A 24,108-nucleotide genomic window follows, 5' to 3' on the forward strand; every position below is an offset into this window, starting at 1 on the left:
CGCGCCGCACTGGAACAAGGAATACCCGATGAACGCAGCAATCCATCCCCGTCCGGCCGCGGAACGCGCGCCGTCCTACTACGCCGCCACGCTCAACGAGGAAACCGACTATCCGACCCTGCTGGGCGCGGTGACGGTCGACATCGCCATCATCGGCGGCGGCTTCACCGGCGTCGCCACGGCGGTCGAACTGGCCGAGCGTGGCTACAAGGTAGCCCTGGTCGAGACCCATCGCATCGGCTGGGGCGCCAGCGGGCGCAACGGCGGCCAGGTCACCGGCAGCCTGTCCGGCGACGCGGCGATGCACAAGCAGATGCGCCAATGGCTGGGCGCCGAGGTCGAGGACTTCATCTGGCACCTGCGCTGGCGCGGCCACGAGATCATCCGCCAGCGGGTGGAGAAGTACGGCATCGCCTGCGACCTTCGCCATGGCCACCTGCACGCGGCGATGAAGGCCAGCCACATGGGCGAGCTGCAGGCCTCCTACGAGGAGGCGGTGCGCCGCGGCATGGGCGACCAGGTGGTCCTGCTGGACAAGGCCGGCGTCCAGGCCCACCTGGAGACCGAGCTGTACTGCGGCGCGCTGAAGAACACCCGCAACATGCACCTGCACCCGCTCAACCTGTGCATCGGCGAGGCCAGGGCGGCGGCCGGCCTCGGCGCGCTGATCTTCGAACATTCCGAGGTGCTGGATATCGTCCACGGCCCGCGGCCGGCGGTGATTACCCGCGAGGGAAGGATCGAGGCGCAGCAGATCCTGCTTGCCGGCGATGTCTACCACAAGCTCGAACGCAGGCAGCTCAAGGGGATGATCTTCCCGGCCATGGGCGGAATCGTTACCACCCGGCCGCTGGGCGAGCTGGCACGGGAGATCAACCCGCAGGGGCTGGCGGTCTACGATTGCCGCTTCGTCCTCGATTACTACCGCCCCACCGCCGACGGCCGCCTGCTGTTCGGTGGCGGCGCCAACTACTCGGGCCGCGACTCGCGGGACATCGCCGCCGAGCTGCGGCCATGCATCGAGCGCACCTTCCCGCGCCTGAAGGGCGTGGAGATCGAGTTCCAGTGGAGTTGCGCCATGGGCATCGTAATGAACCGGATCCCCCAGCTCGGCAAGCTCTCCGACAACGTCTGGTACTGCCAGGGCTACTCGGGGCATGGCGTGGCCACCAGCCACATCATGGGCGAGATCATGGCCAAGGCGATGAGCGGGAGCCTGGAGCAGTTCGACACCTTCGCCCGTTGCAAGCACCTCAGGGTGCCGCTGGGCGACCTCTTCGGCAATCCGATGCTGGCCGCCGGGATGTGGTACTACCAGCTCATGGAGAAGCTGCGCTGAAGCGCGAGGGATGGCGGGGTCCGCGGAAGGCCTAGTCGGCCTTCTTGCGGATCCAGTAGAGATAGGTGCCCGCCTCTTCCTGCTGCTCGACCAGCTCGTGGCCGAGGAACACGCAGAACTTGGGGATGTCGCGGCGGGTCGAGGGATCGGTGGCGATCACCTTGAGCAGGCCGCCGGGCGCCAGGTCGCGGACCTTGTTGTGCAGCATCATCACCGGCTCGGGACAGTTCAGGCCGGTGGCGTCGAGAATGGCGTCGACAGAATGGGTCATCGGGAAACTCCGCAACAGAATCCGCGCATTGTCGCGCATGCGGCGCGGCCGGTCACCTGTCCCCGGCCGGAATGCCGCCGCCCCTCAGCGTTCGAGGCGGCGTAGATGGCAGGTCACTTCCTCGCGGTCGTGATACAGCTGCTTGCAGCCGATCGCTACCTTCAGGCCGCGCGCGTCAAAGCTCTCGCGCAGGCGCTGGAGGATCTTGCGCACCTCGGCGTAGCGCTGCTTCATCGGCAGCTTGAGGTTGACCACCGCCTCGCGGCAAAGCCCTTCGCCGATCCAGGTCTCGATCAACGCACCGGTGCGTGCCGGCTTCTCGACGATGTCGCAGACCATCCAGTCGACCCGCTGGCGCGGGCGGTACTGGTAGCCGTCGACCTTCTGGTGGTCGACCAGCCCGGAATACATCAGGTTCTCCGCCATCGGCCCGTTGTCCACGGCGGTCACCCGCATCTCCCGGTTAACCAGTTGCCAGGTCCAGCCGCCCGGCGCCGCACCGAGATCCACGGCGAGCATGTCCGGCGCCAGGCGCTTGTCCCATTCGCTGCGCGGGATGAACTGGTGCCAGGCTTCCTCCAGCTTCAGCGTCGAACGGCTCGGCGCCTCGCGGGGAAACTTCAGGCGCGGGATGCCCATCGGCCAGAGCGCGCTGTTGCGCGGCTCGGCGAGGCCGACGAAGACTTCCCGGCCGGAGCGGAAGGTCAGCAGCAGGCGCGGCAGCGCCGGGTCCTCCTGCAACCGCCCGGCCTTCACCAGCGCCGCGCGCAGCGGTTTCTCGAACTTGCGGCAGAAGGTCGACACCTCCTTGCCGGCATTGGTGTCCAGCACCTCCAGCCAGAGGCTGCCGCAAACCGGATAACTCGCCAGTTCCGCCAGCAGTACCTCGATGCGCTGGCTTTCCGGCAATTCGATGAAGCCGGGCCCGCGCGCCCACTGGCGCGGGAAGATCAAGTCGGCGAAACGCAGGCGGCGCATCAGGCGCTCGGCGCCGTCGGCGTCCTGGCAGACGAACTCGACGTGGGCGCTGGCCGGCTTGCTCTTGGCGTAGCCGGGAATCTCGAGAGTGGCTGCATGCTCGGCGATTTCGGCGCAGACTTCACCTTCGAAGCCTGGCCGGCAGTGCATCAACAGGGTATTCATGGGGTTGTCTCCTTGGCCGCGCACTATAGTGCCGGGCATGCCTCAAGGGAACTGCAGCGACCGTTCGTCGGTCCAGTGTATATGGCAGGAGCCCTCGAGCCGGTCTAGCTTGAAGGTTTCGAACAACGCTATCCCAAAGTCTGACTCTCGCCAGCGGCCGGTACCGATGGGATCGGGCCACCGCGCATTACCGAGGTAACGGCATCCTGGCGTCCGCGGACGCCGCGGGTCCCGGGCGAAGCCAGGCACTATCGGCTCGACGACGGGCCTGGCGTCAGGACGAGGCCAGGCCCGCCGCCCCCGGGCCCGCCGTGAGGAAATCAGAAATGCCTGCTTTGGACAGCCTGAAAACCCTTCGCAGTCTCGCTGTGGACGGCAAGACCTACCACTACTACAGCCTCCCGGAAGCCGCCCGGACCCTGGGCGATCTCGGCAAGCTGCCGATGTCGCTGAAGGTCCTGCTGGAAAACCTCCTGCGCTGGGAGGACGGCAGCACCGTCACCGGCGACGACCTCAAGGCCCTCGCCGGCTGGCTCAGGGAGCGCCGTTCCGACCGCGAGATCCAGTACCGCCCGGCGCGGGTCCTGATGCAGGACTTCACCGGGGTGCCCGCGGTGGTCGACCTGGCCGCCATGCGCGCGGCCATGGCCAAGGCCGGCGGCGACCCGCAGAAGATCAACCCGCTGTCGCCGGTGGACCTGGTCATCGACCACTCGGTGATGGTCGACAAGTTCGCCAGCGAATCGGCCTTCGAACAGAACGTCGAGATCGAGATGCAGCGCAACGGCGAACGCTACGCCTTCCTGCGCTGGGGCCAGAACGCCTTCGACAACTTCAGCGTGGTACCGCCGGGCACCGGCATCTGCCACCAGGTCAACCTGGAGTACCTGGGCCGCACGGTCTGGACCAAGGACGAGGATGGCAGGACCTACGCCTTCCCCGACACCCTGGTCGGCACCGACTCCCACACCACCATGATCAACGGCCTCGGCGTGCTCGGCTGGGGCGTCGGCGGCATCGAGGCGGAAGCCGCCATGCTCGGCCAGCCGGTATCGATGCTGATCCCCGAGGTCATCGGCTTCAAGCTCACCGGCAAGCTGCGCGAGGGCATCACCGCCACCGACCTGGTGCTGACCGTCACGCAGATGCTGCGCAAGAAGGGCGTGGTGGGGAAATTCGTCGAGTTCTACGGCGACGGCCTGGCCGACCTGCCCCTGGCGGACCGCGCCACCATCGCCAACATGGCCCCGGAATACGGCGCCACCTGCGGCTTCTTCCCGGTGGACGAGATCACCCTCGGCTACCTGCGCCTGTCCGGACGTCCGGAAAGCACGGTCAAGCTGGTCGAGGCCTACAGCAAGGAACAGGGCCTGTGGCGTGAGAAGGGCCACGAGCCGGTGTTCACCGACACCCTGCACCTGGACATGGGCGAAGTCGAGGCCAGCCTGGCCGGACCGAAGCGCCCGCAGGACCGCGTGGCCCTGCAGAACGTCGCCAGCGCCTTCAACGAGTTCCTCGGCCTGCAACTGCATCCCTCCAGCACCGAAGAAGGCCGCCTGCTCAGCGAGGGCGGCGGCGGCACCGCGGTCGGCGCCAACGCCGCCTTCGGCGAGATCGACTACCAGCACGACGGCCAGACCCACCGCCTGAAGAACGGCGCGGTGGTGATCGCCGCCATCACCTCCTGCACCAACACCTCCAACCCCAGCGTGATGATGGCCGCCGGCCTGCTGGCGAAGAAGGCAGTGGAGAAAGGCCTGCAACGCAAGCCCTGGGTGAAGAGTTCGCTGGCGCCGGGCTCCAAGGTGGTCACCGACTACTTCAAGGCCGCCGGCCTGACCCGCTACCTCGACGAACTCGGCTTCGATCTGGTCGGCTACGGCTGCACCACCTGCATCGGCAACTCCGGCCCGCTGCTGGAGCCGATCGAGAAAGCCATCCAGCAGGCCGACCTGACCGTCGCCTCGGTACTCTCCGGCAACCGCAACTTCGAAGGCCGCGTGCACCCGTTGGTGAAGACCAACTGGCTGGCCTCGCCGCCGCTGGTGGTGGCCTACGCCCTGGCCGGCAGCGTGCGGATCAACCTCAGCGAGGAACCGCTGGGCACCGGCAAGGACGGCCAGCCGGTCTACCTGAAGGACATCTGGCCGAGCCAGAAGGAAATCGCCGAGGCGATCCAGAAGGTCGACACCGAGATGTTTCACAAGGAGTACGCCGAGGTCTTCGCCGGCGACGAGAAATGGCAGGCGATCCAGGTGCCGCAGTCGGACACCTACGAGTGGCAGGCCGACTCCACCTACATCCAGCATCCACCCTTCTTCGAACACATCGCCGAGGCGCCGCCGGCCATCGCCGACGTCGAGCAGGCGCGGGTGCTGGCGGTGCTGGGCGACTCGGTGACCACCGACCACATCTCCCCTGCCGGCAACATCAAGGCCGACAGCCCGGCCGGCCGCTACCTGCGCGAGCACGGCGTGGAACCGAAGGACTTCAACTCCTACGGCTCCCGTCGCGGCAACCATGAGGTGATGATGCGCGGCACCTTCGCCAACATCCGCATCAAGAACGAGATGCTCGGCGGCGAGGAAGGCGGCAATACCCTGTACGTGCCCAGCGGCGAGAAACTGGCGATCTACGACGCGGCCATGCGTTACCAGGAGGACGGCACCCCGCTGGTGATCGTCGCCGGCAAGGAATACGGCACCGGCTCGTCGCGCGACTGGGCGGCCAAGGGTACCAACCTGCTGGGCGTGAAGGCGGTGATCGCGGAGAGCTTCGAGCGCATCCACCGCTCCAACCTGGTCGGCATGGGCGTGCTGCCGTTGCAGTTCGAGAACGGCCAGGACCGCAAGAGCCTGAAGCTGACCGGCAAGGAGGTGCTGAACATCCGCGGCCTCGGCGGCGAACTCAAGCCGCACATGCCGCTCAGCGTGGAAGTGACCCGCGAGGACGGCAGCCAGGACAGCTTCAAGGTCCTCTGCCGCATCGACACCCTCAACGAGGTCGAGTATTTCAAGGCCGGCGGCATCCTCCACTACGTGCTGCGCAGCATGCTCTGAGGCAGCGGCGGTACGCGCGGAGGGGTGGCTTCGGCCACCCCTTTTTCATTCCGGCGCCCGGGGCCGCGGGCGCTTCGCAGGGCGAACGACGCCCCGGCGTCATCCGCCGATACCCCGCAGGACCGGCGGATGGCCGCCTCGCGCTTATCCGCCAGGCCCCTCCCCAGCCCATGCGCGCCGCCGGGAACGACACGAAACCGTAACGCATTGACCTCCATCAGCGAATCAGCCATCTATCCGACCACGTGGTCGGTTCTCATGCTTTGGGTCAATAGCTATCTGTTTTTCCTCGTGAAAGCATTCACAAATCCCTCATGTGAAAGGCGTTTTCGCCGATGCAGAGGTAAATGCTTCACTTGTTTTGGAAGGCCCATGCGCAACAATCAGCCCATCACCCAGCACGAGCGCGTCTATCCGGCGGAACAACGCCTGATCACCACCACCAATCTCAAAGGCATCATCACCTACTGCAACGAAGCCTTCATCGACATCAGCGGCTTCAGTCGCGAGGAGCTGATGTCCGCGCCGCACAACCTGATCCGTCACCCCGACGTCCCGCCGGCGGTGTTCGCCCACATGTGGACCACCCTCAAAGCCGGCCGCCCGTGGATGGGGATCGTCAAGAACCGCTGCAAGAACGGCGACCACTACTGGGTCAGCGCCTATGTCACGCCGATCTACGACCAGGGCGCGGTGGTCGGCTACGAGTCGGTGCGGGTCAAGCCGACCGCCGAACAGATCCAGCGCGCCGAGGCCCTCTACCGTCGCCTCGGCGCCGGCAAGCCGGCGATCCCCCGGCGCGACCGCTGGCTGCCGGTACTGCTCGACTGGCTGCCGTTCATCCTGATCAGCCAGATCGGCTTCCTCATCGGTATCTGGCTGAACTCCTGGTGGGGCTTCATCCTCGCCGGCCTGCTCGCCGTTCCGCTCGGCCTGGCCGGACTGCGCTGGCAGAAGCGCGGGCTGAAGCGCCTGATGCGGCTCGCCGAACAGACCACCTCCGACCCGCTGATCGCGCAGATGTACACCGACAGCCGCGGCGACCAGGCGCGCCTGGAAATGGCCATCCTCAGCCAGGACGCGCGCCTGAAGACCTGCCTGACGCGCCTGCAGGACACCGCCGAATACCTCACCGAACAGGCGCGCCAGGCCGACACCCTGGCCCACCACAGCTCCGCCGGTCTGGAACAGCAGCGCGCAGAGACCGAACAGGTGGCCACCGCGGTCAACGAGATGGCCGCCACCACCCAGGAAGTGGCGAACAATGTCCAGTTGACCGCCGACGCGACACAGAAGGCCAACGAACTGACCTCGCGCGGCCGCGACATCGCCGCGGAGACGCGCAACGCCATCCAGCGCCTGTCGGAGTCGGTGGGCGAGACCGGGGCCGCGGTGAGTCGCCTGGCCCAGGACAGCAACGAGATCGGCGGCGTGGTCGATGTGATCAAGGGCATCGCCGACCAGACCAACCTGCTCGCTCTCAACGCCGCCATCGAGGCGGCGCGGGCCGGCGACCAGGGACGCGGCTTCGCCGTGGTGGCCGACGAAGTGCGCTCGCTGGCGCAACGCACCGCGGCCTCCACCGAGCAGATCCACCATCTGATCGCCAAGTTGCAGAACACCGCCAACGATGCGGTACATACCATGGAGAGCGGCCTGCAGCAGGCCGAAGCCGGGGTCCAGCGGGTGCTGGAAGCCGACAGCGCGCTGGTCGGCATCAGCGAGGCGGTCAGCAACATCACCGAGATGACCACCCAGATCGCCGCCGCCGCGGAGGAACAGAGCGCGGTGGCCGAGGAAATCAACCGCAACATCAGCACCATCGCCGCCCTGGCCGAGCAGACCTCCGACGAGGCGCTGCGCACGGCGAAACTGAGCGAGGAACTGACCACCACCGCGCAGAGCCAGTATTCCCTGGTCGAGCGCTTCAACCGCTGAGATCAGGCCGCGGGGAGGAAGCTCCCCGCACCTGCCGTCACTTGAAGTCCCATTGCATCTGCGCCGGGATGCTTACCGCGCTTGACGACTGCACGCAGACGTCGAGGTAGTCGGTGAAGCGCGGCGGCGCGGAGATCCCCTCCTCCAGCAGACGGCTGTTGTCGAACAGGTAGTTGAGGTCGGCAAAGCCGCTGTACAAGCGCAACGCGCGCAGGACCAGACGCGGATTGGCCGGGCCGATGCGCGACTCGAAGCTCTTCGCCAGTTCCTTGAGGTCGTCCACCTCCACCTTGCGGTAGCGCTCGCCTACCGGCGCCGCCCCGTTGGCGCGGGCGAAGGCCTCGTCGATCTCGCCGAAGGTGCAGGCCGCGCGATGGCCGGCGGAGATATGATAGAGGCTGTGCCCCAGGCACGGCTTCAGCGCCAAGCCGATCAGCGCCTCGGCGCAGTAGTCGACCGGAATCACGTCGATCTGCTCGTCCAGGCCGCAGGTGAAGCTTTCCAGGGCGAAGCCCATGCGGAAGACCCAGAAGATGCTGCCGGAGGCCTGGCAGCCAAGGGTACGGTGGCCCACCACGATGGATGGCCGCGCCACCACCAGGGGCAGGCCCGGCAGTTCCTCGCGCATGCGCCGCTCGATTTCCGCCTTGGACGCGGTGTAGTCCACCAGTTGCTGCTCCGCCGCCGGGAATTCCCAAGACTCGCTGATCGGCGACTCTCGCTGCGGTCCGCAGCACATCGCGGTACCGACGTGGAGGAAACGCTTCAGTCGCTTCGAACGGCTCAGCACGTCGGCGAAGGCGAAAGTGCCGTCGACGTTGACCGGCCAGATGGTCGGGTTCTTCGAGAACGACGCCACGGCGGCGCAATTGATCACCCGCTCCACCTGCATCAGGCGCGGCGTCTCGCGGGCCAGCCAGGAGGTGTCGAGGAAATCGCCGCAGAGGATCTGCTCCGCCCGCAGTGCCAGGCAGTCGGCTTCGTCGACGCCATGCATCAGCAGGTTGCCGCGCAGGCGTTCGAGCCCCTGCTGGCGGGATTCGGCGCGGACCAGGAAGGACAGGTTGGCGCCGTGCCCGGCGGCGATCAGTTGGGCGGCGACCGAACCGCCGAGAAAGCCGGTGGCCCCCGTCAGCAGGATGCGTTCGCGGGTATCGATAGCGGTGATCTGCTCACCGTCGGCATGCATGTTCATGTCTTCCCCCCTCAGAGAAGTCAGTCGCCCACGCCTCGATGCGAGGGTGGTTGCGCCGCAGCTTATGAGGGGATGCCTTAAGGAACCGTTAATGGCCCTGGAGCCCGCGAAGGAAGCCGGCCACCTCCCGCGCCGTTGCCGCCAGGTGCTGCTCGTGGGTCAGGCCGGAGGCCTTCAGCGGCTTGAGGTCGTGGTCCGCCGCGGCCAGCCAGTGCAGGCGGATCGTCGGCGCCAGCGCATAGCCCGCCACCGCCTCGCGGTTGCCCAGGGCGTCGCGCTCGCCCTGGACGATCAGGGTCGGCGTGCGCAGCCCGGCGAGGTGCGCGACCCGCGGCTTCTCCGGCTTGCCGGCGGCGTAGAACGGGTAGCCGAGGCAGACCAGGGCATCCGCGCCCAGCTCGTCGGCCAGCAGGCTGGCCATGCGCCCGCCCATCGACTTGCCGCCCAGGGCCAAGGGCCCGTCCAGGGTCTCGCGGACCTGCGCATGGACTCGCCGCCAGCAGTCGAGCAACTGCGCCTGCGGATTCGGCGGACGCTTGCGGCCGTCCTCGCGGCGCTGGGCCATGTAGGGAAACTCGAAGCGCGCGACGGCGATGCCCTGGGCGGCGAGCAGTTCGGCGATGCGCTCCATGAACGGGCTGTCCATCGGCGCCCCGGCGCCATGGGCGAGAATCAGGGTGGCCGACAGCGAGCCGGCCGGGCGGTTCCATTTCAGCGACAACTTGCCACACCTCGTATGCAGTGGGGGTCGGGAAGCCAATTGATCCCGATCAATATTTCATAACGCCCCATTATCCATGCTTCCTCTCGCTAATTACGCCAATTAGACCAGCCCCAATGGGGGGACGCCCGGCATCCCAACTGCCGGAAAAAGCCATAGCGTATAACCGTGGATGGAAGCCCATAGCATGAGCACCACTAACCCAGAGTCCGCCTATAACTACAAGGTGGTCCGCCAATTCGCCATCATGACCGTGGTCTGGGGCATCGTCGGCATGACCGTCGGTGTCCTGATCGCCGCCCAGCTGGTATGGCCCGACCTGAACTTCGGCTTGCCGTGGACGAGCTTCGGCCGCCTGCGCCCGCTGCACACCAACGCGGTGATCTTCGCCTTCGGCGGTTGCGCACTGTTCGCCACCAGCTACTACGCGGTGCAGCGCACCTGCCAGGTGCGACTGTTCTCCGACACCCTCGCCTCCTTCACCTTCTGGGGCTGGCAACTGGTGATCCTGCTGGCCGCCATCAGCCTGCCGCTGGGCTACACCTCGTCCAAGGAGTACGCCGAGCTGGAGTGGCCGATCGACATCCTGATCACGGTGGTCTGGGTCGCCTACGCGGTGGTGTTCTTCGGCACCCTGGTCAAGCGCAAGGTCAAGCACATCTATGTGGGCAACTGGTTCTTCGGCGGGTTCATCCTCACCGTCGCCATGCTCCACGTGGTGAACAACCTCGAGCTGCCGGTGACCTTCACCAAGTCCTACTCGCTGTACGCCGGCGCCACCGACGCCATGGTCCAGTGGTGGTACGGGCACAACGCCGTGGGCTTCTTCCTCACCGCCGGCTTCCTCGGCATGATGTACTACTTCGTGCCCAAGCAGGCCGAGCGTCCGGTCTATTCCTACCGCCTGTCCATCGTCCACTTCTGGGCGCTGATCGCGGTGTACATCTGGGCCGGCCCGCACCACCTGCACTACACCGCGCTGCCGGACTGGGCGCAGTCGCTGGGCATGGTGATGTCGCTGATCCTCCTGGCGCCGAGCTGGGGCGGCATGATCAACGGCATGATGACCCTCTCGGGCGCCTGGCATAAGCTGCGCAGCGACCCGATCCTGCGCTTCCTGGTGGTGTCCCTGGCCTTCTACGGCATGTCCACCTTCGAAGGCCCGATGATGGCGATCAAGACCGTCAACGCCCTCTCCCACTACACCGACTGGACCATCGGCCACGTACACGCCGGCGCCCTCGGCTGGGTCGCGATGGTTTCCATCGGCTCGCTCTACCACCTGATCCCGAAGGTCTTCGGCCGCGAGAAGATGTACAGCCTGGGCCTGATCAACGCGCACTTCTGGCTGGCCACCATCGGTACCGTGCTGTACATCGCCTCGATGTGGGTCAACGGCATCACCCAGGGCCTGATGTGGCGCGCGGTCAACGAGGACGGCACCCTGACCTACTCCTTCGTCGAAGCGCTGGCCGCCGGCCACCCCGGCTTCATCGTGCGCATGCTCGGCGGTTTCATCTTCCTGCTCGGCATGTTCCTGATGGCCTACAACACCTGGCGCACCGTCAGTGCCGCCAAGCCGGCCGAATACGAAGCCGCCGCACAGATCGCCTGAGGAGCCGAGCATGAAACACGAAATACTCGAGAAGAACGTCGGCCTGCTGGCGCTATGCATGGCCGTGGCCGTGAGCATCGGCGGCCTGACCCAGATCGTGCCGCTGTTCTTCCAGGACGTGACCAACACCCCGGTCGAAGGCATGAAGCCCTATACCGCGCTGCAACTGGAAGGCCGCGACATCTATATCCGCGAAGGCTGCGTCGGCTGCCACTCGCAGATGATCCGTCCGTTCCGCGCCGAAACCGAACGCTACGGCCACTACTCGGTGGCCGGCGAGAGCGTCTGGGACCACCCCTTCCTGTGGGGTTCCAAGCGTACCGGTCCGGACCTGGCCCGCGTCGGTAGCCGCTACTCCGACGACTGGCACCGCGCGCACCTGTTCAACCCGCGCAACGTGGTGCCCGAGTCGAAAATGCCGGCCTACCCGTGGCTGGTGGAGAACAAGCTCGACGGCAAGGACATCGAGAAGAAGCTCGAAGTGATGCGCACCCTCGGCGTGCCCTATACCGACGAAGACATCAAGGGCGCCAAGGACTCGCTGAAAGGCAAGACCGAAATGGATGCCGTGGTCGCCTACCTGCAGGTGCTCGGCACCTCGATCAAGAACAAACGGTGACGGCAATGGATATCGGGACGCTGCGAGGACTCGGCACGCTGCTGATCATGGTCGCCTTCATCGGTCTGGTGATCTGGGCCTACAGCGGCAAACGCAAGAAGAGCTTCGACGAAGCGACGATGCTGCCCTTCGCAGACGATCCCGAAGCCAAAAAGCACGTCGAGCAAGCTTCTAGGAGTAACAAAGAATGACCACCTTCTGGAGTCTGTACATCACAGCTCTTACCGTCGGTACCTTGATCGCCCTGCTCTGGCTGGTCTTCGCCACCCGCAAGGGCGAGGCCAAGGGTACTACCGAAAAGACCATGGGCCACTCCTACGACGGCATCGAGGAGTACGACAACCCGCTGCCGAAGTGGTGGTTCATGCTGTACATCGGCACCATCGTCTTCTCCGTCGGCTACCTGGTCCTGTACCCGGGCCTGGGTAACTGGAAAGGCGTACTGCCGGGCTACGAGGGCGGCTGGACCCAGGACAAGCAGTGGGAACGCGAGATGAACATCGCCCAGGAGAAGTACGGGCCGATCTTCGCCAAGTACGCCGCCATGCCCATCGAGGAAGTGGCCAAGGACGAGCACGCCATGAAGATGGGCAGCCGCATGTTCGCCACCTACTGCTCGATCTGCCACGGTTCCGACGCCAAGGGCGCCCTCGGCTTCCCCAACCTGGCCGACAACGAGTGGCGCTGGGGCGGTGACCCGCAGAGCATCGAGACCACCATCCTCGGCGGTCGCCACGCGATCATGGCGGCCTGGGGCGACATCCTCGGCGAAGACGGGGTGAAGAACGTCGCCGCCTACGTCCGCACCGAACTCGCCGGGCTGAAGCTGCCGGAAGGCACCAAGGCCGACGTCGAGGCCGGCAAGCAGATCTTCTCGGTCAACTGCGTCGCCTGCCACGGCCCGGAAGGCAAGGGTACCGCCCTGGTCGGCGCGCCGAACCTGACCAACCCCGGCGCGTTCATCTACGGCTCCAGCTACGCCCAGCTCCAACAAACCATCCGCCATGGCCGCCAGGGCCAGATGCCGGCCCAGGAGCCCTACCTGGGCAAGGAAAAGGTGCACATCCTGGCCGCCTACATCTATAACCTGTCGCACAACCAGGGCAGCAACTGACCCCTCCCCCCACCCGCGCCCTCCCGGGCGCGGGTCCTTCCCCCGGTCTCAGACCTTAGTCCCAGGCGGCGCGACGAAGTGTCGCACCAGCGGACGCCTTTCCTACCCTTCCTTTTCAATCGCGTCTAAGCTGCTCTGCATTCGTCCCTCTCCGGCAGAGCGACGGGACACCTAACTTCACCGGCCGAACCCACTCGCCCGGATAGCGCCAAAAAGCCATACGGCCGCCTTGGAAAGCGCTCTGAAGCAGGCATCAAACTGGCGTCGCCCCTGGCCTGGCGCGTTGCAATGCCCACCCGCTTTCTCCATACTTGCCGCCGATTTTTTGTCCCTAAAAAAGTCCATTAACCGTGGAACCCCTAGCATGAGCACAGCAATCAGTCAGACTGCTTATAACTATAAGGTGGTCCGCCAGTTCGCCGTTATGACGGTGGTCTGGGGGGTCATTGGAATGGGTCTCGGTGTCCTGATCGCCGCCCAACTGGTATGGCCCGAATTGAACTTCGACCTGCCGTGGACGAGCTTCGGCCGCCTTCGCCCCCTGCACACCAACGCGGTGATCTTCGCCTTCGGTGGGTGCGCCCTCTTCGCCACCTCGTACTACGTGGTGCAACGTACCTCGCAAGCCCGACTGATTTCAGACACGCTGGCGGCCTTCACCTTCTGGGGTTGGCAGGCCGTGATCGTGGGCGCCGTGCTGACCCTGCCGCAGGGTTTCACCACCTCCAAGGAATACGCCGAACTGGAATGGCCGCTGGCCATCCTCCTGGCGATCGTCTGGATCACCTACGCGATCGTGTTCTTCGGCACCATCGTCAAGCGCAAGGTCAAGCACATCTATGTGGGCAACTGGTTCTACGGTGCCTTCATCCTGGTGACGGCGATGCTGCACATCGTCAACCACATGTCGCTGCCGGTGAGCTGGTTCAAGTCCTACTCCGCCTACTCCGGCGCCACCGATGCGATGGTCCAGTGGTGGTACGGGCACAACGCCGTGGGCTTCTTCCTGACCACCGGCTTCCTCGGCATGATGTACTACTTCGTGCCCAAGCAGGCCGAGCGTCCGGTCTATTCCTATCGCCTGTCCATCGTCCACTTCTGGGCGCTGATCTCCCTGTACATCTGGGCCGGCCCGCACCACCTGCACTACACCGCGCTGCCGGACTGGGCGCAGTCGCTGGGCATGGTGATGTCGCTGATCCTCCTGGCACCGAGCTGGGGCGGCATGATCAACGGCATGATGACCCTCTCCGGCGCCTGGCATAAGCTGCGCACCGACCCGATCCTGCGCTTCCTGGTGGTATCCCTGGCCTTCTACGGCATGTCCACCTTCGAAGGCCCGATGATGGCGATCAAGACCGTCAACGCCCTCTCCCACTACACCGACTGGACCATCGGCCACGTGCACGCCGGCGCCCTCGGCTGGGTGGCGATGATCTCCATCGGCTCGCTCTACCACCTGATCCCGAAAGTCTTCGGCCGTCCGCAGATGCACAGCATCGGTCTGATCAACGCGCACTTCTGGCTGGCCACCATCGGTACCGTGCTGTACATCGCCTCGATGTGGGTCAACGGCATCACCCAGGGCCTGATGTGGCGCGCGGTCAACGAGGACGGCACCCTGACCTACTCCTTCGTTGAAGCACTGGTCGCAAGCCACCCGGGCTTCATCGTGCGCATGATCGGCGGTGGTTTCTTCCTCACCGGCATGCTGCTGATGGCCTACAACACCTGGCGCACCGTGCGTGCTGCCAAGCCGGCCGAATACGAAGCCGCCGCGCAGATCGCCTGAGGAGCCCGACGTAAATGAAGAACCACGAAATACTCGAGAAGAACGTCGGCCTGCTGGCCATCTTCATGGTGATCGCCGTCAGCATCGGCGGCCTGACCCAGATCGTTCCGCTGTTCTTCCAGGACGTGACCAATACCCCGGTCGAAGGCATGAAGCCGCGTACCGCCCTGGAACTGGAAGGTCGCGACATCTACATCCGCGAAGGCTGCGTCGGCTGCCACTCGCAGATGGTCCGTCCGTTCCGTGCCGAGACCGAACGCTACGGCCATTACTCGGTCGCCGGTGAAAGCGTCTGGGACCACCCGTTCCTGTGGGGTTCCAAGCGTACCGGCCCGGACCTGGCCCGCGTCGGCGGCCGTTACTCCGACGACTGGCACCGCGCGCACCTGTACAACCCGCGCAACGTGGTGCCCGAGTCGAAGATGCCCGCCTACCCGTGGCTGGTAGAGAACAAGCTTGATGGCAAGGACACCGCCACCAAGATGGAAGTCCTGCGCAAGCTGGGCGTGCCTTACACCGACGAGGACATCGCCGGTGCACGTGAAGCCGTGAAGGGCAAGACCGAGATGGACGCCCTGGTGGCGTTCCTTCAAGGCCTGGGAACCTCTATCAAGAGCAAACGGTGAGTGTGATGGATATCGGGACTCTGCGTGGACTGGGCACCGTGGTGATCATGGTCGCCTTCATCGGCCTGGTGATCTGGGCCTACAGCGGCAAGCGCAAGAAGAGCTTCGACGAAGCGACGATGCTGCCCTTCGCAGACGATCCCGAAGCCAAAAAGCACGTCGAGCAAGCTTCTAGGAGTAACAAAGAATGACGACCTTCTGGAGTCTGTACATTACAGCTCTCACCCTCGGCACCCTGCTGGCGCTGACCTGGCTGATCTTCGCCACCCGCAAGGGCCAGCGCAGCAGCACCACCGACGAGACCGTGGGCCACTCCTACGACGGCATCGAGGAGTACGACAACCCGCTGCCGAAGTGGTGGTTCATGCTGTTCGTCGGCACCCTGGTGTTCGCCGTGGGGTACCTGGCCCTGTACCCGGGCCTGGGCACCTGGAAAGGCCTGATGCCGGGCTACCAGTCCGCCGACGAATTCGCCGACAAGGAAAAAGGCTGGACCGGCGTCCACCAGTGGGAAAAGGAAATGGCCAAGGCCGACGAGAAATACGGCCCGATCTTCGCCAAGTTCGCCGCGATGCCCATCGAGGAAGTCGCCAAGGATCCGCAGGCGGTGAAAATGGGCGGTCGCCTGTTCGCCTCCAACTGCTCGATCTGCCACGGCTCCGACGCCAAGGGCGCCTACGGCTTCCCCAACCTGACCGACGCCGACTGGCGCTGGGGCGGCGAGCCGGAAACCATCAAGACCACCATCATGGCTGGCCGCCACGCCGCCATGCCGGCCTGGGGTGAAGTGATCGGCGAGGAAGGCGTGAAGAACGTCGCCGCTTTCGTCCTCACCCAGATGGATGGCCGCAAGCTGCCGGAAGGCGCCAAGGCGGACATCGAGGCCGGCAAGCAGGTCTTCGCTACCACCTGCGTCGCCTGCCACGGTCCGGAAGGCAAGGGCACCCCGGCGATGGGCGCTCCCGATCTGACCCACCCCGGCGCGTTCATCTACGGCTCCAGCTTCGCGCAACTGCAGCAGACCATCCGCTACGGTCGCCAGGGTGTGATGCCGGCGCAACAGGAACACCTGGGCAACGACAAGGTGCACCTGCTGGCCGCCTACGTATACAGCCTGTCGCACGGCGAGAAGAGCGCCGAATAAGCGCTCCCTCCCCAACGACCCAGACGGCGCCGGCAACCCCGGCGCCGTTTTATTTTGTGCAAAAGAAAAGCGCGAATGGGACAATACGCGACCAAAAGTCGCACAGTTACCGCAAAAAGCCTGATAGATCAGGCGTATAATCAGTAGGCGTGCAACTATTTTCTGACCCTGTCGGCATGTACCGGCCGGGCGCCCCCCACTGCCGTGGTACGCACTGATGAGCAAACAGATTCCCGTTCAAGACGTCACCCCGCCTGCCAAGGGCGACACCAATAACAACGATCTCTACGCCAAGCGCGAGAAGATCTACACCCGGGCCTTCACCGGTATCTTCCGCCGACTGCGCATGGTGGGCGGTGCGGCGCTCTTCCTCCTCTACTTCGGTACCGTCTGGCTCAACTGGAGCGGCCGCCAGGCCGTCTGGTGGGACCTGCCCGAGCGCAAGTTCTACATCTTCGGCGCCACCTTCTGGCCGCAGGACTTCATGCTGCTGTCCTGGCTGCTGATCGTCTGCGCCTTCGGCCTGTTCTTCATCACCGTGTTCGCCGGTCGCGTCTGGTGCGGCTATACCTGCCCGCAGAGCGTATGGACCTGGATCTACATGTGGTGCGAGAAGGTCACCGAAGGCGACCGCAACCAGCGCATCAAGCTGGACAAGGCCCCGATGAGCGGCAACAAGCTGCTGCGCAAGACCGCCAAGCACAGCCTGTGGCTGCTGATCGGCCTGGTCACCGGCCTGACCTTCGTCGGCTACTTCTCGCCGATCCGCGAGCTGATTCCCGAGCTGCTCACCGGCCAGGCCGACGGCTGGGCCTACTTCTGGGTCGGCTTCTTCACCCTGGCCACCTACGGCAACGCCGGCTGGCTGCGCGAGCAGGTGTGCATCTACATGTGCCCCTACGCGCGCTTCCAGAGCGTGATGTTCGACAAGGACACCCTGATCGTCTCCTACGATCCGCGTCGTGGCGAGAAGCGCGGCCCGCGCAAGAAGTCCCTCGACTACAAGGCCCAGGGCCTGGGCGACTGCATCGACTGCACGATGTGCGTGCAGGTCTGCCCGACCGGCATCGACATCCGCGACGGCCTGCAGATCGAGTGCATCGGCTGCGCGGCGTGCATCGACGCCTGCGACAGCATCATGGAGAAGATGAACTACCCGAAAGGGCTGATCAGCTACACCACCGAGCACAACCTCAACGGCCAGAAGACCCACCTGGCCCGGCCGCGCCTGATCGGCTACGCCATCGCCCTGGTGCTGATGATTTCCGCCCTGATCACCGCGGTGGTCCTGCGCCCGCTGGTCGGCTTCGACGTCAGCAAGGACCGCGTGCTCTACCGCGAGAACGAACTCGGCCGCATCGAGAACGTGTACAGCCTGAAGATCATGAACAAGGATCAGCAGGACCACACCTACATCCTCGGCGCCAAGGGTCTCGAAGGCCTGACCCTGGAAGGCCGGCGCGAGCTGAAGGTGGCGGCGGGCGACATCCTCAACCTGCCGATGGAACTGTCCATCGAGCCGGAGAAGCTGCCTTCGACCACCAACGAGATCGTCTTCACCATCGAGTCGGCCGACGACCCGAGCATCCATAAAGAAGCGAAGAGTCGCTTCATTGGCCCACGCACCCGTTGAGTAACTTGAGCATGCAGTCCGAGACCCACCCTCAACCCTGGTACAAACACTTCTGGGCCTGGTTCATCGTGGCCCTCCTGGCGACCTCGGTGGTGCTCGGGCTGAGCCTGGTCACCATCGCGGTGCGCAACCAGGACACCCTGGTCACCGACAACTACTACGAGGCCGGCAAGGGCATCAACCGCTCCCTGGAACGCGAGAACCTGGCCGTACGCCTGCAGGTGCACGCCAAGGTCAAGGTCGACGACCTGACCGGCGAAGTCGAAGTGCGCCTGACCGGCAACAGCCGTCCGGAGCAACTCACCCTCAACCTGATCTCGCCGACCCAGCCAGAGAAGGACCGCCGCGTGGAGCTGCTGCGCAGCAACTCCGACCGCGAGCGCTACGTCGGGCAACTGACCGACGCCGTCAAGGGCCGTCGCTTCGTCGAACTGCTCGGCCAGGAAGGCAGCGGCCAGTGGCGCCTGTTCGAGGAAGAGGTGGTATCGCCGACCGTGGTCATGGAGCTGGGTGACGAACCGCTCCAGGGAGCAGAAGCGAAGCGCCCATGAGCGCCCCCCTGCCCTGCTACCACTGCGGCTTGCCGGTCCCCGCCGGCAGCCGCTTCGAGGCCCGCGTGCTCGGCGAGACGCGGGCCATGTGCTGTCCGGGCTGCCAGGCGGTGGCCGAGGCCATCGTCGCCGGCGGCCTGGAAAGCTACTACCGGCACCGCAGCGAAAACGCCGCCAACCCCGAAGCCTTGCCCAAGGCGCTCAGCGAAGAGTTGCAGCTCTACGACCGCCCGGACGTACAGGGCGGCTTCGTCCGCCATGAGGGCGAGCTGGCGGAAACCAGCCTGATGATCGAAGGCATCAGTTGCGCCGCCTGCGGCTGGCTGATCGAGAAGCACCTGCGCCAGTTGCCTGGCGTGGCCGAGGCGCGGCTCAACCTGTCCAACCATCGCCTGCACGTGCGCTGGCAGGACAGCCAGTTGCCGCTCAGCCAGTTGCTCGGCGAACTGCGCCAGATCGGCTATGCCGGCCATCCCTACCAACCCGACCACGCCACCGAGCGCCTGGCCATGGAGAACCGCCGCGCCCTGCGCCAGCTCGGTGTCGCCGGGCTGCTGTGGATCCAGGTGATGATGGCGGTGATGGCGACCTGGCCGGAATTCAACCTCGACCTTTCCGCCGGCATGGACCGCATCCTGCGCTGGGTCAGCCTGATCCTCACCACGCCGATCGTCTTCTACTGCTGCGGCCAGTTCTTCCGTGGCGCCCTGCGCGACCTGCGCACCCGCCACCTGACCATGGACGTCTCGGTGTCGCTGGCGATCGGCGGCGCCTACGTCGCCGGCATCTGGTCGACGATCACCGGCCAGGGCGAGCTGTATTTCGACGCGGTCGGCATGTTCGCCCTGTTCCTCCTCGCCGGCCGCTACCTCGAACGCCGCGCGCGGGAGCGCACCGCCGCCTCCACCGCGCAACTGGTCAACCTGCTGCCGGCGTCCTGCCTGCGCCTGGACGCCGCCAACCAGGGCGAGCGCATCCTGCTCAGCGAACTGCGCGTCGGCGACCGCGTACTGGTACCGCCAGGCGCCGTGCTGCCGGCCGACGGAGTGATCCTCGACGGCCAGTCCAGCGTCGACGAGTCGCTGCTCACCGGCGAGTACCTGCCCCATCCACGCCAGGCCGGCGACGCCGTCACCGGCGGTACCCTGAACGTCGAGGGGCCGCTGACCGTCGAGGTCGGCGCCCTTGGCGACGACAGCCGCCTGTCGGCCATCGTCCGCCTGCTGGAACGTGCCCAGGCGGACAAGCCGCGCCTGGCGGAACTGGCCGACAAGGTGGCGCAGTGGTTCCTGCTCATCGTCCTGCTGGTCGCCGCAGCGGTCGGCGCGCTGTGGTGGCAGGTCGACCACCAGCGCGCCTTCTGGGTGGTGCTGTCGCTGCTGGTCGCCACCTGCCCCTGCGCCCTGTCGCTGGCCACGCCCACCGCGCTCACCGCGGCCACCGGCAGCCTGCACAAGCTCGGCCTGCTGATCACGCGCGGGCACGTGCTGGAAGGGCTGAACCACATCGACACGGTAATCTTCGACAAGACCGGTACCCTCACCGAAGGCCGCCTGACGCTCAAGCAGGTGCTACCCCTGCGCGATCTCGACGCGGATCGCTGCCTGGCCCTCGCCGCCGCCCTCGAGAACCGTTCCGAACACCCCATCGCCCGCGCCTTCGGCCGTGCGCCGGAGGCCGCCGACAGCGTCGCAAGCCATCCGGGACTGGGCCTCGAAGGCCTGGTGGAAGGCCGCCGCCTGCGCATCGGCCAGGCCGCCTTCGTCAGCAACCTGGGCGGCAGCGCCACGCCCGCGATGCCCGGCGACTCCGGACAGTGGCTGCTGCTCGGCGACGAGCAGGGACCGCTGGCCTGGTTCGGTCTCGACGACCGCCTGCGCAGCGACGCCCCCGCCCTGCTCGCCGCCTGCAAGGCGCGCGGCTGGCGCACCCTCCTGCTATCCGGTGACGCCTCGCCGATGGTCGCCAGCGTCGCTGCCGAACTGGGCATCGACGAAGCCCGCGGCGGCCTGACCCCGGACGACAAGCTGGCCATGCTCGAACGCCTGCACGGCGAGGGCCGCCGGGTGCTGATGCTCGGCGACGGAGTCAACGACGTACCGGTGCTCGCCGGTGCCGACATCAGCGTCGCCATGGGCAGCGCCACCGACCTGGCCAAGACCAGCGCCGACGCGGTGCTCCTGTCCAACCGCCTGGACAGCCTGGTGCAGGCTTTCCGGCTGGCGCGCCGCACCCGCCATATCATCATCGAGAACCTGGCCTGGGCCAGCCTGTACAATGGCCTGGTCCTGCCCTTCGCCGCGCTCGGCTGGATCACCCCGGGCTGGGCGGCGATCGGCATGTCGGTCAGTTCGCTGCTGGTGGTGGTCAACGCCCTGCGGCTGACCCGAATCCCTTCGCCGAGGTCCGTATGGCCGCGCTCTACATCCTGATCCCCGTCGCGATCGTCATCGTCGCCATCGCCATCTACGTGTTCTTCTGGGCGGTGGACAGCGGCCAGTACGACGATCTCGACGGCCCCGCCCACAGCATTCTCTTCGACGACGAAGACCCGAAGCACCAGGCCGGCGTCGACGAAGCGGAGAAGCCGTCGAAACCCGAGGACCGACCGCGTGGCTGAACTGGCGCCGCTGCTGGTTTCCGCGCTGATCCTCGGCCTGCTCGGGGGAGGCCACTGCCTGGGCATGTGCGGCGGCCTGATGGGCGCCCTGACCCTGGCCATTCCCGCCGAACAGCGCGGCCGTCGTCTGCGCCTGCTGCTGGCCTACAACCTCGGCCGCATCCTCAGCTACGCCTGCGCCGGCCTGCTGCTCGGCCTGGCCGGCTGGGCGGTGGCGCGCACCCCGTTGGCCGGCGCGCTGCGGGTGGTCGCCGGGCTGCTGCTGATCGCCATGGGACTCTACCTGGCCGGCTGGTGGAGCGGCCTGACCCGCGTCGAGGCGCTCGGTCGCGGCCTCTGGCGCCACCTGGAACCCTTCGCCCGGCGCCTGCTGCCGGTCTCCAGCCTGCCACGGGCCCTGCTGCTCGGAGCGATCTGGGGCTGGCTGCCCTGCGGGCTGGTCTACAGCACCCTGCTCTGGGCCACCAGCCAGGGATCGGCACTGGACAGCGCGCTGCTGATGCTGGCGTTCGGCCTCGGCACCTGGCCGGTTCTGCTGGCCACCGGCATGGCCGCCGAACGGGTGACCGCCCTGCTGCGCCGTCGCGGCGTACGCATCGTGGGCGGCCTGATGGTCATCCTCTTCGGCCTCTGGACCCTCCCAGGACCGCACCAGGCCTGGCTGATGGGGCATTGACGGACGCCCGTCCCAACATCGGGCGACACATCCTGTATACATTCACCCGCTTGATACAAATCAACAGGCCTTCCCGGCGCAATCCCTAGACTTCCCGACTAAAGCTCGCCAACTGGGGATCTCTGGCATGCTCGACACCATTCGCTGGGACGCTGACCTGATTCGGCGCTACGACCTTTCCGGCCCGCGTTACACCTCCTATCCGACCGCCGTGCAGTTCCACGAAGGCATCGGCCCGTTCGACCAGTTGCACGCCCTGCGCGACAGCCGGAAGGCCGGACACCCCCTGTCGCTCTACGTGCACATCCCGTTCTGCGCCAACATCTGCTACTACTGCGCCTGCAACAAGGTGATCACCAAGGATCGCGGGCGCAGCGCGCCGTACCTTGCGCGCCTGGTCCGCGAGATCGAGATCGTCAGCCGCCACCTCTCCCGCGAGCAGGTGGTCGAGCAACTGCACTTCGGTGGCGGAACCCCGACCTTCCTCAGTCCCGGCCAGTTGCGCGAACTCATGTCGCAATTGCGCACCCACCTCAACCTGCTGGACGACGATTCGGGCGACTACGGCATCGAGATCGACCCGCGCGAGGCCGACTGGTCGACCATGGGCCTGCTCCGCGAACTCGGTTTCAACCGCGTCAGCCTCGGCGTACAGGACTTCGACATGGAGGTGCAGAAGGCGGTCAACCGCATGCAGACCCCGGAGGAGACCCGTACCATCGTCGAGGCCGCGCGCACCCTGCAGTACCGCTCGATCAACCTCGACCTGATCTACGGACTGCCGAAACAGACGCCGGACAGCTTCGCCCGCACGGTCGACGAAGTGATCGCGCTACAGCCGGATCGCCTCTCGGTGTTCAACTACGCCCACCTGCCCGAGCGTTTCATGCCGCAGCGGCGGATCAACGCCGACGACCTGCCGAGCCCGGGCCAGAAGCTGGAAATGCTCCAGCGCACCACCGAGCAACTCGCCGCGGCGGGCTACCGCTATATCGGCATGGATCACTTCGCCCTGCCCGACGACGAGCTGGCCAGCGCCCAGGAAGACGGCACCCTGCAACGCAATTTCCAGGGCTACACCACGCACGGGCACTGTGACCTGGTAGGTCTCGGGGTCTCGGCGATCAGCCAGATCGGCGACCTCTACAGCCAGAACAGCAGCGACATCAACGACTACCAGACCAGCCTCGACAACGGCCAGTTGGCGATCCGTCGCGGCCTGCACTGCAACAGCGACGACCGGGTGCGGCGCGCGGTGATCCAGCAACTGATCTGCCACTTCGAACTGGCCTTCGAGGATATCGAGACAGAGTTCGGCATCGACTTCCGCAGTTACTTCGCCGAGCTGTGGCCCGATCTCGAACGCTTCGCCGCCGACGGCCTGATCCGCCTGGACGCCAAGGGCATCGACATCACGTCTTCCGGACGTCTGCTGGTGCGTTCGATCTGCATGCTGTTCGACCGCTACCTGCCCAGCCTCAACCGGCAGCGCTTCTCCCGGGTGATCTGAAAGCGCACCGCCCTGCCCGCACGACAGGGCGGTGAATCCCCGCCCCTTCTACCGGCTGCCCATGACCTTCATGATCAGCGCCGGGTCGCTGATGCCCATCTCCTTGATGGCCGATGCCATCGCTGCCGTCGCCGTCTGCAGGGCGGAGTTGAGTTGTTGCAGCTCCTTCTGCAACTCAGGCACGCGAGCCTCCTTCGCCCCCGGATCGGACGACCTCATGGCCTCCTGCAGCTCCCTGAGCTTCTCTTCGATCTTCTTCTTCAACTCGCGGATCATCTTCACCATCGGCCGCAACTCCTGCGGGATATCCTCGTCCTCCTCCTCCACCGGCACCCCCATGGTGGCGGCCAGCTCGCGCCCTGCCTGGGAAAGCCGTACATGCTGATCGGCGGCCTCGGTGCCGGCGGCCGGGTCTTCCGCCTGCTCGGCGGTGCCGGTCCGCGCGGCCTTGGCGTCCGCGGCGGCGCGCGACGAGGGTGGCACCTGGGTGGTGATCCAGCCACTGAGGGTCAACATTCCAGTCACTCCGGGAAAAATGGAAT

General features: G+C 66.0%; 22 protein-coding genes. 17 read left to right on the top strand and 5 right to left on the bottom strand.

Annotated elements, in window-relative coordinates; all coding sequences use genetic code 11:
• Positions 1–28 precede the first annotated feature (28 nt).
• Positions 29–1,339, top strand: a complete 1,311-nt coding sequence (locus LJF27_RS18640; protein WP_003106000.1) for an NAD(P)/FAD-dependent oxidoreductase — start codon at positions 29–31, stop codon at positions 1,337–1,339.
• Positions 1,340–1,370: 31 nt separating this feature from the next.
• On the opposite strand, the gene tusA is transcribed toward LJF27_RS18640, so the two are convergent.
• The gene (tusA, locus tag LJF27_RS18645; protein WP_003105999.1) at positions 1,371–1,610 is read right to left on the bottom strand and encodes a sulfurtransferase TusA; all 240 of its coding nucleotides are present in this window, start codon (positions 1,608–1,610) and stop codon (positions 1,371–1,373) included.
• Between the two features lie 84 nt (positions 1,611–1,694).
• On the bottom strand, positions 1,695–2,753 hold the full coding sequence (rlmM, locus tag LJF27_RS18650; protein WP_003087345.1) for a 23S rRNA (cytidine(2498)-2'-O)-methyltransferase RlmM: 1,059 nt from the start codon (positions 2,751–2,753) through the stop codon (positions 1,695–1,697).
• Positions 2,754–3,079: 326 nt separating this feature from the next.
• Here rlmM and acnA point away from each other — a divergent pair, with 326 nt between their 5' ends.
• Positions 3,080–5,812, top strand: coding sequence for an aconitate hydratase AcnA (acnA, locus tag LJF27_RS18655; RefSeq protein ID WP_003105996.1), 2,733 nt, complete (start codon positions 3,080–3,082; stop codon positions 5,810–5,812).
• Between the two features lie 372 nt (positions 5,813–6,184).
• The gene (locus LJF27_RS18660) at positions 6,185–7,750 is read left to right on the top strand and encodes a methyl-accepting chemotaxis protein (protein ID WP_003087330.1); all 1,566 of its coding nucleotides are present in this window, start codon (positions 6,185–6,187) and stop codon (positions 7,748–7,750) included.
• Between the two features lie 37 nt (positions 7,751–7,787).
• Here the strand turns inward: LJF27_RS18660 and cprA are convergent, their stop codons facing one another.
• Complete coding sequence (gene cprA / locus LJF27_RS18665; RefSeq protein WP_003087328.1) at positions 7,788–8,945, bottom strand: cationic peptide resistance protein CprA; 1,158 nt, start codon at positions 8,943–8,945, stop codon at positions 7,788–7,790.
• Positions 8,946–9,033: 88 nt separating this feature from the next.
• Positions 9,034–9,666, bottom strand: a complete 633-nt coding sequence (locus LJF27_RS18670; RefSeq protein ID WP_003105994.1) for an alpha/beta family hydrolase — start codon at positions 9,664–9,666, stop codon at positions 9,034–9,036.
• A gap of 187 nt (positions 9,667–9,853) precedes the next feature.
• Here LJF27_RS18670 and ccoN (LJF27_RS18675) point away from each other — a divergent pair, with 187 nt between their 5' ends.
• From ccoN (LJF27_RS18675) to hemN, 14 genes are all read left to right on the top strand, one after another.
• Positions 9,854–11,281, top strand: a complete 1,428-nt coding sequence (gene ccoN, locus LJF27_RS18675) for a cytochrome-c oxidase, cbb3-type subunit I (RefSeq protein ID WP_003087322.1) — start codon at positions 9,854–9,856, stop codon at positions 11,279–11,281.
• A 10-nt stretch (positions 11,282–11,291) separates the two neighbouring features.
• Positions 11,292–11,900 carry a cytochrome-c oxidase, cbb3-type subunit II gene (gene ccoO, locus LJF27_RS18680; protein ID WP_003087318.1) on the top strand — a complete coding sequence of 203 codons (609 nt, stop codon included), beginning with the start codon at positions 11,292–11,294 and terminating at the stop codon, positions 11,898–11,900.
• Between the two features lie 5 nt (positions 11,901–11,905).
• A complete protein-coding gene (locus LJF27_RS18685; RefSeq protein ID WP_003087314.1) occupies positions 11,906–12,091 on the top strand; it encodes a CcoQ/FixQ family Cbb3-type cytochrome c oxidase assembly chaperone in 186 nt (61 codons plus the stop codon).
• Entirely contained in the window at positions 12,088–13,014 is a 927-nt protein-coding gene (gene ccoP, locus LJF27_RS18690; RefSeq protein ID WP_003087308.1) for a cytochrome-c oxidase, cbb3-type subunit III, read from the top strand. Before LJF27_RS18685 ends, ccoP (LJF27_RS18690) begins: the two co-directional genes overlap by 4 nt.
• Before the next feature lie 364 nt (positions 13,015–13,378).
• On the top strand, positions 13,379–14,806 hold the full coding sequence (gene ccoN, locus LJF27_RS18695) for a cytochrome-c oxidase, cbb3-type subunit I (protein ID WP_003087306.1): 1,428 nt from the start codon (positions 13,379–13,381) through the stop codon (positions 14,804–14,806).
• Positions 14,807–14,820: 14 nt separating this feature from the next.
• Positions 14,821–15,432 carry a cytochrome-c oxidase, cbb3-type subunit II gene (gene ccoO / locus LJF27_RS18700; protein WP_003087303.1) on the top strand — a complete coding sequence of 204 codons (612 nt, stop codon included), beginning with the start codon at positions 14,821–14,823 and terminating at the stop codon, positions 15,430–15,432.
• Positions 15,433–15,437: 5 nt separating this feature from the next.
• The gene (locus LJF27_RS18705; RefSeq protein WP_003087298.1) at positions 15,438–15,623 is read left to right on the top strand and encodes a CcoQ/FixQ family Cbb3-type cytochrome c oxidase assembly chaperone; all 186 of its coding nucleotides are present in this window, start codon (positions 15,438–15,440) and stop codon (positions 15,621–15,623) included.
• Entirely contained in the window at positions 15,620–16,576 is a 957-nt protein-coding gene (ccoP, locus tag LJF27_RS18710) for a cytochrome-c oxidase, cbb3-type subunit III (protein ID WP_003087292.1), read from the top strand. Before LJF27_RS18705 ends, ccoP (LJF27_RS18710) begins: the two co-directional genes overlap by 4 nt.
• Positions 16,577–16,793: 217 nt before the next feature.
• Positions 16,794–18,209 carry a cytochrome c oxidase accessory protein CcoG gene (ccoG, locus tag LJF27_RS18715; RefSeq protein ID WP_003087288.1) on the top strand — a complete coding sequence of 472 codons (1,416 nt, stop codon included), beginning with the start codon at positions 16,794–16,796 and terminating at the stop codon, positions 18,207–18,209.
• Positions 18,210–18,220: 11 nt separating this feature from the next.
• Positions 18,221–18,760: a FixH family protein gene (locus tag LJF27_RS18720; protein WP_023116641.1), complete on the top strand. Its 540-nt coding sequence runs from the start codon at positions 18,221–18,223 to the stop codon at positions 18,758–18,760.
• A complete protein-coding gene (locus tag LJF27_RS18725; RefSeq protein WP_023116642.1) occupies positions 18,757–21,192 on the top strand; it encodes a heavy metal translocating P-type ATPase in 2,436 nt (811 codons plus the stop codon). Before LJF27_RS18720 ends, LJF27_RS18725 begins: the two co-directional genes overlap by 4 nt.
• A complete protein-coding gene (gene ccoS / locus LJF27_RS18730) occupies positions 21,171–21,380 on the top strand; it encodes a cbb3-type cytochrome oxidase assembly protein CcoS (RefSeq protein ID WP_003087273.1) in 210 nt (69 codons plus the stop codon). The genes LJF27_RS18725 and ccoS overlap by 22 nt, the downstream gene beginning before the upstream one ends.
• Complete coding sequence (locus tag LJF27_RS18735) at positions 21,373–22,056, top strand: sulfite exporter TauE/SafE family protein (RefSeq protein ID WP_003087270.1); 684 nt, start codon at positions 21,373–21,375, stop codon at positions 22,054–22,056. The genes ccoS and LJF27_RS18735 overlap by 8 nt, the downstream gene beginning before the upstream one ends.
• A 127-nt stretch (positions 22,057–22,183) precedes the next feature.
• A complete protein-coding gene (gene hemN, locus LJF27_RS18740) occupies positions 22,184–23,566 on the top strand; it encodes an oxygen-independent coproporphyrinogen III oxidase (RefSeq protein ID WP_003087267.1) in 1,383 nt (460 codons plus the stop codon).
• Positions 23,567–23,614: 48 nt separating this feature from the next.
• Here hemN and LJF27_RS18745 read toward each other — a convergent pair whose 3' ends face one another.
• The gene (locus tag LJF27_RS18745; RefSeq protein ID WP_017002606.1) at positions 23,615–24,082 is read right to left on the bottom strand and encodes a hypothetical protein; all 468 of its coding nucleotides are present in this window, start codon (positions 24,080–24,082) and stop codon (positions 23,615–23,617) included.
• Positions 24,083–24,108 lie beyond the last annotated feature (26 nt).

Source organism: Pseudomonas sp. 203-8 (assembly GCF_020708595.1).
GTDB classification, from domain to species: Bacteria; Pseudomonadota; Gammaproteobacteria; order Pseudomonadales; family Pseudomonadaceae; genus Pseudomonas; species Pseudomonas aeruginosa.